The 8,533-nt window shown below is 67.1% G+C and carries 9 protein-coding genes; all 9 read right to left on the reverse strand.

Features of this window, described 5'->3' with window-relative positions:
- Positions 1-9: 9 nt before the first annotated feature.
- Positions 10-1,734 carry a hybrid sensor histidine kinase/response regulator gene (locus tag EPK82_RS22095; protein WP_134678041.1) on the reverse strand — a complete coding sequence of 575 codons (1,725 nt, stop codon included), beginning with the start codon at positions 1,732-1,734 and terminating at the stop codon, positions 10-12.
- Positions 1,718-2,881: an alcohol dehydrogenase-like regulatory protein ErcA gene (gene ercA, locus EPK82_RS22100; protein ID WP_134678042.1), complete on the reverse strand. Its 1,164-nt coding sequence runs from the start codon at positions 2,879-2,881 to the stop codon at positions 1,718-1,720. The genes EPK82_RS22095 and ercA overlap by 17 nt, the downstream gene beginning before the upstream one ends.
- 76 nt (positions 2,882-2,957) lie before the next feature.
- The gene (locus EPK82_RS22105) at positions 2,958-4,805 is read right to left on the reverse strand and encodes an alpha/beta hydrolase family protein (RefSeq protein ID WP_134678043.1); all 1,848 of its coding nucleotides are present in this window, start codon (positions 4,803-4,805) and stop codon (positions 2,958-2,960) included.
- Positions 4,793-5,947: a pyrroloquinoline quinone biosynthesis protein PqqE gene (pqqE, locus tag EPK82_RS22110; protein WP_037055086.1), complete on the reverse strand. Its 1,155-nt coding sequence runs from the start codon at positions 5,945-5,947 to the stop codon at positions 4,793-4,795. The genes EPK82_RS22105 and pqqE overlap by 13 nt, the downstream gene beginning before the upstream one ends.
- On the reverse strand, positions 5,919-6,197 hold the full coding sequence (gene pqqD, locus EPK82_RS22115) for a pyrroloquinoline quinone biosynthesis peptide chaperone PqqD (protein ID WP_134678044.1): 279 nt from the start codon (positions 6,195-6,197) through the stop codon (positions 5,919-5,921). The genes pqqE and pqqD overlap by 29 nt, the downstream gene beginning before the upstream one ends.
- A 23-nt stretch (positions 6,198-6,220) precedes the next feature.
- The gene (pqqC, locus tag EPK82_RS22120) at positions 6,221-6,973 is read right to left on the reverse strand and encodes a pyrroloquinoline-quinone synthase PqqC (protein WP_037055083.1); all 753 of its coding nucleotides are present in this window, start codon (positions 6,971-6,973) and stop codon (positions 6,221-6,223) included.
- 29 nt (positions 6,974-7,002) lie between these two features.
- Positions 7,003-7,917, reverse strand: coding sequence for a pyrroloquinoline quinone biosynthesis protein PqqB (pqqB, locus tag EPK82_RS22125; RefSeq protein ID WP_134678045.1), 915 nt, complete (start codon positions 7,915-7,917; stop codon positions 7,003-7,005).
- A gap of 47 nt (positions 7,918-7,964) precedes the next feature.
- Positions 7,965-8,036 carry a pyrroloquinoline quinone precursor peptide PqqA gene (gene pqqA / locus EPK82_RS22130; protein ID WP_080756929.1) on the reverse strand — a complete coding sequence of 24 codons (72 nt, stop codon included), beginning with the start codon at positions 8,034-8,036 and terminating at the stop codon, positions 7,965-7,967.
- Between the two features lie 360 nt (positions 8,037-8,396).
- Positions 8,397-8,533 (reverse strand): aldehyde dehydrogenase family protein (locus EPK82_RS22135; protein WP_074968520.1); only part of this gene is annotated, 137 nt, incomplete at its 5' end.

The raw sequence follows: 8,533 nt of genomic DNA on the forward strand, positions 1-8,533 counted from the left end.
CGCCGCCGCTCAGGTTTCCTGCAGCAGCTGGCTGAGCACCGCGCGCAGCTTGCCCGGCTTGACCGGCTTGTTCAGCAGTGGCGCCCCCAGCGCCTGCAGCTGGTGACGACAGGCGTCGCTGCGGTCGGCACTGATGATCAGCGCCGGGATCGTCCGGGAAAAGCGCTCGCGCAACTGCTGGATGACCTCGCAGCCCAGCACGCCGTGATCGAGGTGGAAATCGGCGAGGATCACCTCGGGCGCCCTGCCCTGCAGGTTCTCCAGCGCCTCGGGCAGATCCAGCGCGGTGACCACCTCGCAGCCCCACTGGCCGAGCAATGCCGCCATGCTGTGGAGGATGTCCGCTTCGTTGTCGATCACCAGCAGGCGCCGCCCCGGCAGCGGATTGCCAAGCACCGCCTGCGCCGCCGGCTGCACCTGGCGCAGCGGATGCTGGCGGGCCAGCGGCACGCGGATGCTGAACAGCGAGCCGCGCCCCGGCTGCGAGCGTACCTGCACCGGGTAGCCGAGCATGCGGGCGATGCGCTCGACGATGGCCAGGCCGAGGCCGACCCCCTTGCGCTCCGCCGCGCGGCCGACGTCCAGCTGATTGAATTCGAGGAAGATGCTGTCCAGCTGATCGGCGGCTATGCCCCGCCCGCTGTCCCAGACCTGCAGCTCGACGAAGTCGCCGCGGCGCCGCGAACCGAGCAGCACCCCGCCCGCCTCGGTATAGCGACAGGCGTTGCTGAGGAAGTTGCGCAGAATGCGCGTCAGCAGACGAAAATCGGTGTGCACGGCGCAATCGGCGATCTGCACGCGCAGGCGCAGACCACTGGCCCCGGCAACGCCCTCGAACTCCGAGGCCAGCGGCGCCAGCAGTTCTTCCAGGCGATAGGTGTCGACGTCCGGCTTGATCGCCGCCTGATCCAGCTTGGAGATATCCAGCAGATCGGCCAGCAGGTCTTCGGCGCCTTCGAGAGCCAGGTGGCTGCGCTCGACCAGGTTGTGCTCGGCGCTCGGCAGCGCCCGCTCACGCAGCGTGGAGATCAGCAGGCGCGCGGCGTTCAGCGGCTGCAGCAGGTCATGGCTGGCCGCTGCCAGGTACTTGTCCTTGCTGCGATTGGCGGTCTCGGCGGCATCGCGTGCCTCGCGCAGGGCCAGTTCGATGCGCTCGCGCTCTTCGATCTGGCGCTGCAGGTTACGGTTGGATTCGAGCAGTTCGAAGGTGCGCGCAGCCACGCGCTGCTCCAGTTCGTCGTTGAGCAGCTGCAGACGCTGCTGGGCCTGCTTGCGCTCGGTGATGTCGGCGACGAAGCCCTCGAAGACCCCTTCGCTCTCGGGCTTGAGCAACAGGTTCATCAGCACGTCGATGGTGCTGCCATCACGACGGCGCAGGCGCGTTTCGTAGCCGAGCAACGCCTGCCCCTGGCTCAGGCGGTCGCGGATCAACGCCAACTCGTCGAAGCCGCCGACGAACAGGTGCCGGGCCAGGTCGTCCGGTGCCCACAATACCTGCAGCGGATCGTCATAGCCGAGCATGCGCGCCATCGCCGGATTGGCCGCCAGCACACCGTCCTGCAGGCTGGCCTGGATGATGCCGTGCACGGCGTGTTCGAACAGCCATTTGTAGCGATTGCGCTCGACTTCCAGCTCTTCCAGGCGCGCCAGCAGCTCCGGGTAATGGCTCTTGCGCGCCGACTGGCTGCCAAGACCGAGCAGCCCGGCCAGCGCCTCGTCAGAGCGCCTCGCCATAGACCACCTCGACGTCTCGCTGCGTGGACTCGCGCGGGTTGGTGAGAATGCAGGGGTCGTCCATGGCGTGGCTGGACAGGAAGGGAATGTCCGAGGTGCCGACGCCGTGCAGCCCCAGGGTCTCGCGGAAGCCCACGGCATGCTTGAAGGCGATCAGGTGCTCGACCAGGCGCTGGCGAATCTGCGCATGGTTGAGGCCACGGCAGTCGATGCCGAGGGTCTCGGCGATCACCTTGAAGCGCTCCGGTGCCGCACTGTAGTTGAACGCCACCACATGTTCGACCAGCACCGCATTGCACAGGCCGTGCGGCAGGTCGAGGAAGCCGCCCAGGCTGTGGCTCATGGCATGCACCGCGCCGAGGATGGCATTGGAGAACGCCAGGCCGGCCTGCATGCTGCCGAGCATGATCTTCTCGCGCAGGGCGATGTCGTGCGGGTTGGCGATCATCGCCACCAGGTTGCCGTTGATCAGGCGCATGGCCTCCAGCGCGTGCGGGTCGGTCAGCGGGCCGTTGCCGGTGGAAACGAAGGCTTCGATGGCGTGCACCATGGCGTCGATGCCGGTACAGGCGGAGAGGAAGGGGTCCATGCTCAGCGTCGTTTCCGGGTCGATCAGCGACACATCGGGCACCACGGCCTTGCTGACGATGGAGAACTTCATCCGCTCCTGCTGGTTGGAGATGATCACGAACTGCGACACGTCGGCCGAGGTGCCGGCGGTGGTCGGAATCAGGATCAGCGGCGGGCTGGGCACGCGGATGGTGTCCACCCCCTCGAATTCTAGGATGCTGCGCCCGTGAGCGACGACAATGCCGATGCCCTTGGCGCAATCCATCGGGCTGCCGCCCCCTACCGCGACGATGACGTTGCAGCCCTCGCTGCGGTACAGCTCGGCGCCTTCCATCACCTCCTCGACACGGGGGTTGGGCGACACGCGGGTGTACAGGCAGTAGTCGATGCCCTGGTTCTGCAGGCTCGCCTGCACGTCACCCGCCCAGCCAGCGGCGACCACGCCCGGGTCGGAAACCACCAGCACCTTGCGCGCACCGAAGGTCTTGGCGTAGTTGCCGACATTGTGCCGAGAGCCGGCACCGAAGATGATCTCGGGAGAAACGAACTTGCGCAGCTGACTCAAATCGTGGCTCATACAACGGCCTGAAGTTTCTTGTTATGGATGGCGCTCAGCCTACTGCATTGCTCGGCTAATGCAATGCGACCAGCGTTCAGTGCAAACCCTGGTAGAAGGCATGCTCGGCGCGCAATGCGCTGGCCAGATTGGCAGCCTGGCGAAAGCCGTGGCGTTCTTCGGCGAACAGCTGGTATTCGACCGGCAAACCGCGCTGGCGCAGGGCCTCGACCATGGCTTCGGTCTGGCTCGGCACCACCACCGCGTCCAGGGCGCCCTGAAAGAAGATCACCGGCACGCGGATGCGCTCGGCCTGCCACAGGGGCGTGCGCGTGCGGTAGCGTTCGGCATGCTGCTGCGGGTCGCCAATCAGCCAGTCCAGGTAGTCGGCCTCGAACTTGTGCGTCAGCCTGCGCAGGGCCAGCGGATCGCTGACCCCGTAGAGGCTGGCGCCGCCGCGCAGCGCCGGCAGCTCGACCAGGGCGCGCAACGCACTGAAGCCACCGGCGCTGCCACCGCGCACGAACACGCGCTGCGGGTCGACACGCCCGGCGTCGACCAGGCTATCGATGGCGGCGCGGATGTCCTCGACCTCCAGCTCGCCCCAGCCACCGGCCAGACGCAGGCGGTACGCGCGGCCATAGCCGCTGCTGCCACGGTAGTTGAGGTCGAGCACGGCGTAGCCGCGCAGCGTCCAGAAGGCGATGCGCGGATCGAATACCGGGTAGCAGGCGGAGGTCGGGCCGCCATGCAGGAAGATCACCAGCGGCGGACGCGTCACGGCCGGGACAGGCGCGTAGAAGAAGCCGTGGCACTGCTCGCCCTGCCCCACCGGGCAACTCAGGGCCTCGGGGCGGGAAAGCAGCGGCGCGGGCAAGGGCTGCGCCCCACCGGCAAGGACCTGCGGGGCGCCATCGCAGCGGCGAATGGCGAGTACCGCCGGCAGCCGATCCGGCGCGGCGGCGATGCAATAGAAATACTCGGCATCCGCGCTCAGGCCACGGAAACGCGTGAAGCCCGTGGCCAGCCGACGCTCGCCGGCTGCGTGATGCCCCGTCGCGCTCGCGCCCAGCGCACAGGCAACCAGCACGCCCGTGCCCTGCTCGAAACGGCTCAGCAGGAACTCGCCATCCTCCAGCGCCAGATAGGTGCGCCCGCCCAGCTGCCAGGGCGCCGCGGCGTGATCGCCAGGTGCGACGTCCAGTGTCATGCGCTCGTCGACGCACGACGGCTGCCACCAACCGGCCTGATCGCTCAGCACCCACAGCCGCCCCTGCGCGTCGAAACGTGGCTGCTGCAGAGATCGATCCCCCGCCTGACCAGCCAGCACACGGGTGCGCTCGCCGGACTCACGCTGGCACAGGCGCGTGGCGATCCAGGGCTGGTCGGGGCGGTCCCACTCGATCCAGGCCAGGCGCCGGCCATCGGCATCGGCCACCGGCGCCGCGTAGAAGTCGGCGCCCTCCACCAGCACGTCGCACTTGCCGGTGAGGCCGATGCGCACCAGTCGATGCACTACAGCATCGCCTTCATGACTTTCCTCGACCGCCAGCAGCGCCTGCCAGGCAGGCACGAAGCACAGGTCGCCGTAGCGGCAACTGGCGTTTGCCGTCAGCGCCTGCGGCTCGCCTTGCGCAGGAGCCAGCGGCAGATGGTAGACCTGCTGATCAGCCTCATTGACCAACGCCACACCCTGATCGGTGGCGCAGCAGGCGCCGCCGCCGTACTCGTAGACCCGGCTGCGCACGGAGAACCCTGCTGGCGTCAGCTCCCGGCTCGCACCATCGCGCCAGAAGAACAGCCCACAACGCGCCCGTTCAGGATCGAAGGCCACCCACAGCAGGCCACCATGAGCCGCCTGCAGCTCGGCGAAGTCGGCGCTGGCGGCAGCGGCCTGCTCGGCACTCCAGATCGAGTCGGGGTCGCGCTCGTCTACGCCTTGCATATGATCCGCGAGGCCTTCTCGTTGCGAAACTGCAGGGCGTCCAGCCCCAGCGGCGCGGCCTCGGCCTGCTGGCGGGCGGCGAGGATCAGGTCATGCCGCGCCGACTTGCTGCACACCGGGTCGGCATTGCTGGCGTCACCGGTGAGCATGAAGGCCTGGCAGCGACAGCCGCCGAAGTCCTTGTCCTTCTCGTCGCACGAGCGGCACGGCTCGGGCATCCAGTCGTCGCCGCGAAAGCGATTGAAACCGAACGAATGCCGCCAGATATGCTCGACACTGTGCTCGCGCACATTGGGAAACTGCACCGGCAGCTGCCGCGCGCTGTGGCAGGGCAAGGCGGTGCCGTCGGGAGTGATATCGAGGAACAGGTTGCCCCAGCCGTTCATGCAGGCCTTCGGGCGTTCCTCGTAGTAGTCCGGGGTGACGAAGATCAGCTTGCACGGGTGCTGCTGCGCCGCCAGCTTGTCGCGCCACTGGTTGGTGATGCGCTCGGCGCGCTCCAGCTGCGCCCGCGTCGGCAGCAGCCCGGCACGGTTGAGTTCGGCCCAGCCGTAGAACTGGCAGGTGGCGAGCTCGACGAAGTCCGCCTCCAGCTCCAGGCACAGTTCGATGATGCGCTCGATGTTGTCGATGTTGTGCCGGTGGGTGACGAAGTTGAGCACCATGGGGTAACCGTGCGCCTTGACCGCACGGGCCATGGCCAGCTTCTGGGCGAAGGCCTTCTTCGAGCCGGCGAGCAGGTTGTTCACCTCCTCGTCAGCAGCCTGGAAGCTGATCTGGATGTGATCCAGCCCGGCCTCGGCGAACTCGGCGATGCGCGCCTCGGTCAAGCCGATGCCGGAGGTGATCAGGTTGGTGTAGTAACCCAGGCCACGGGCCGCCGCGATCAGCTCGGCCAGGTCCTGGCGCACCAGCGGCTCGCCGCCAGAGAAACCCAGCTGCGCAGCGCCCAGTTCACGGGCCTGGCGGAAGACCTCGATCCATTCGGCAGTGGACAGCTCGGCGCCCTGCCGGGCGAAGTCCAGCGGGTTGGAGCAGTACGGGCACTGCAGCGGGCAGCGGTAGGTCAGTTCGGCCAGCAGCCACAGCGGCGGCCCGACCTGCACGTCCGGCTTAGCGAAGCTCGATCCAGAACTGAGCATGGGCCACCTCCATGAAGGCGAGGATGTCTTCGTCGATACCAGGTACGTCCGGGAAGCGCTGGTGCAGGCTGCCGATGATCTCGGCCACCGAGCGCTTGCCGTCGACCTGCTGGAGAATCTCGCTGGCGCTGTCGTTGAGCTTGATCATGCCTTCCGGATAGAGCAGCACGTGGCAGCCCTGGGCCGGTTCGAACTGCAGGCGAAAGCCACGGCGGATGGCAGGTACGCTGGCCAGGATCGAGGCGGTCATGGATGGCTCCGTCATCATCTGGCTCATGGCGCGATCCCCCGATGCCAGAGGCGCTGTTCGGTCACCGTGTGATACGGCGGGCGTTGCAGTTCATAGGCCATGCTCATGGCATCGAGCATGCTCCACAGCACATCCAGCTTGAACTGCAGGATCTGCAGCATGCGCTCCTGGGCATCGCGGCTGCGGTAGTGCTCGAGGGTGATGCGCAGGCCATGCTCGACATCACGGCGCGCTTCCTTCAGGCGCTTGCGGAAGTAGTCGTAGCCGCTGCCGTCGATCCACGGGTAGTGCTGCGGCCAGCTGTCCAGGCGCGACTGGTGAATCTGCGGGGCGAACAGTTCGGTGAGCGAACTGCTGGCCGCTTCCTGCCAGCTGGCGCGACGGGCGAAGTTGACGTAGGCATCGACGGCGAAACGCACGCCCGGCAACACCAGTTCCTGCGACAGCACCTGCTGGCGATCCAGGCCGACCGCTTCGGCCAGGCGCAGCCAGGCCTCGATGCCGCCCTCCTCGCCGGGGGCACCGTCGTGGTCGAGAATGCGCTGCACCCACTCGCGGCGGGTCTCGCGATCCGGGCAGTTGGCGAGAATCGCCGCATCCTTGAGCGGGATGTTCACCTGGTAGTAGAAGCGGTTGGCCACCCAGCCCTGGATCTGCTCACGGCTGGCGCGCCCTTCGTACATGGCGCGATGGAACGGGTGGTGGATGTGGTACAGCGCGCCCTTGGCGCGCAGCGCCTGCTCGAATTCGGCAGGGCTCATGGCAGGTTGGCTCATCGGCACTCCGTCTTGTTGTCATCGGCCTGTTACAGCGTGATGCTCATGCCATCGAATGCGACCTCGACACCCTGCGCATCCAGTTCGGCGCGCTCGGGCGAGTCGAGGTCGAGAATCGGGTTGGTGTTGTTGATATGGATGAGGACCTTGCGTGCCGCCGGCAGGCCTTCGAGGACCTCGAGCATGCCGCCCGGGCCGCTCTGGCACAGATGGCCCATCTCGCTGCCGAGCTTGTCGCCGACTTCGCACACGCGCATCTCGTCGTCACGCCACAGCGTGCCGTCCACCAACAGGCAGTCGGCGCGGCGCATCCAGCTCAGCAGCTGCTCGTCCACCTGGCCGAGGCCCGGGGCGTAGAACAGGCTGCGGCCACTGCGCCGGTCCTCGATGAACAGGCCGATGTTGTCGCCCGGATGCGGGTTGCCACGGTGTGGCGAGTACGGCGGTGCGCTGCTGCGCAGGGCGATGGCAGTGAGGCTCAGTGCCGGGCAGGCCGGAATGCTGAACGGCTTGGCGTCGAGGCCGATCAGGCGATGCTGCAGCCCGCCATTCCAGTGGCTGAGCATGTTGAACAGCGGAAAGCCCGTGGTCAGGTCCTGATGGACCATCTCGGTACACCAGACCTCGTGCGGGCAGCCTTCGCGCAGAGTCAGCAGACCGGTGCAGTGATCGATCTGGCTGTCGAGCAGGACGATGCCGGCGATCGCCGTGTCGCGCAGCTTGCGCGCCGGCTGCAGCGCCGGGAAGGCCTCGATCTGCGCGCGGATGTCGGGCGAGGCGTTGCACAGGATCCAGCGCTCGCCATCATCGGAAATGGCAATGGACGATTGCGTGCGCGGTTGCGCTCGCAGGGAGCCAGCGCGCACGCCACGGCAGTTGCGGCAGTTGCAGTTCCACTGCGGGAAACCACCGCCGGCGGCGGAGCCAAGAATCTGGATATGCATGACGGGTCACCAGCGGGATGCCCCGGTCGAGCCGGGGCCAGGAGCGATCAGCGGTTGGCGAAATACAGGGTGACTTCGAAGCCAATACGCAGGTCGGTGTAGGCGGGTTTAGTCCACATGGTGCGGTCCTCTTGTTATTCAGCCGGGGCATTCCGGCAACCCCATTAAGCCCCCGCCAGGCAGGTGGCCAAATGGTACTTTGGGAGGAGATTCGCCTGGCATTGGTAGGTACGGTCGAGCGGCGGAACGCCGGGGTCAGGCAACCGGCGCGCAGAAAAAACGCGGCCGAAGCCGCGTTGCGATAAGGATCTGCTGCCGTTCAGGCCCATGGCTGCCTGCAGACCCACCCGGACAGGGTTGCTCGCCTGGCAATGGGGCGGCGCGCCGGAGCGAGCGCACCGCCCTGGGTACATGCCCGGCTCACGATCCCGCGAGCCGGAGACCTGCTGCCAATGCAGCAGCAGATGCTGTGCTGGCGGTCAGAAGAAGCCCAGCGGATTGATGTCGTAGCTGACCAGCAGGTTCTTGGTCTGCTGGTAGTGATCGAGCATCATCTTGTGGGTCTCACGCCCGACCCCGGACTTCTTGTAGCCGCCGAAGGCAGCATGCGCCGGGT

It is taken from the genome of Ectopseudomonas khazarica (assembly GCF_004521985.1).
GTDB lineage: Bacteria > Pseudomonadota > Gammaproteobacteria > Pseudomonadales > Pseudomonadaceae > Aquipseudomonas > Aquipseudomonas khazarica.

What these genes read in the sequence shown, in the direction of transcription:
- EPK82_RS22095 (WP_134678041.1), bottom strand. Translation starts at nt 1,734, where the DNA reads ATGGCGAGGCGCTCTGACGAGGCGCTGGCCGGGCTGCTCGGTCTTGGC.
- EPK82_RS22105 (WP_134678043.1), bottom strand. Translation starts at nt 4,805, where the DNA reads ATGCAAGGCGTAGACGAGCGCGACCCCGACTCGATCTGGAGTGCCGAG.
- pqqE (WP_037055086.1), bottom strand. Translation starts at nt 5,947, where the DNA reads ATGCTCAGTTCTGGATCGAGCTTCGCTAAGCCGGACGTGCAGGTCGGG.
- pqqB (WP_134678045.1), bottom strand. Translation starts at nt 7,917, where the DNA reads ATGCATATCCAGATTCTTGGCTCCGCCGCCGGCGGTGGTTTCCCGCAG.
- ercA (WP_134678042.1), bottom strand. Translation starts at nt 2,881, where the DNA reads ATGAGCCACGATTTGAGTCAGCTGCGCAAGTTCGTTTCTCCCGAGATC.
- pqqC (WP_037055083.1), bottom strand. Translation starts at nt 6,973, where the DNA reads ATGAGCCAACCTGCCATGAGCCCTGCCGAATTCGAGCAGGCGCTGCGC.
- pqqD (WP_134678044.1), bottom strand. Translation starts at nt 6,197, where the DNA reads ATGACCGCCTCGATCCTGGCCAGCGTACCTGCCATCCGCCGTGGCTTT.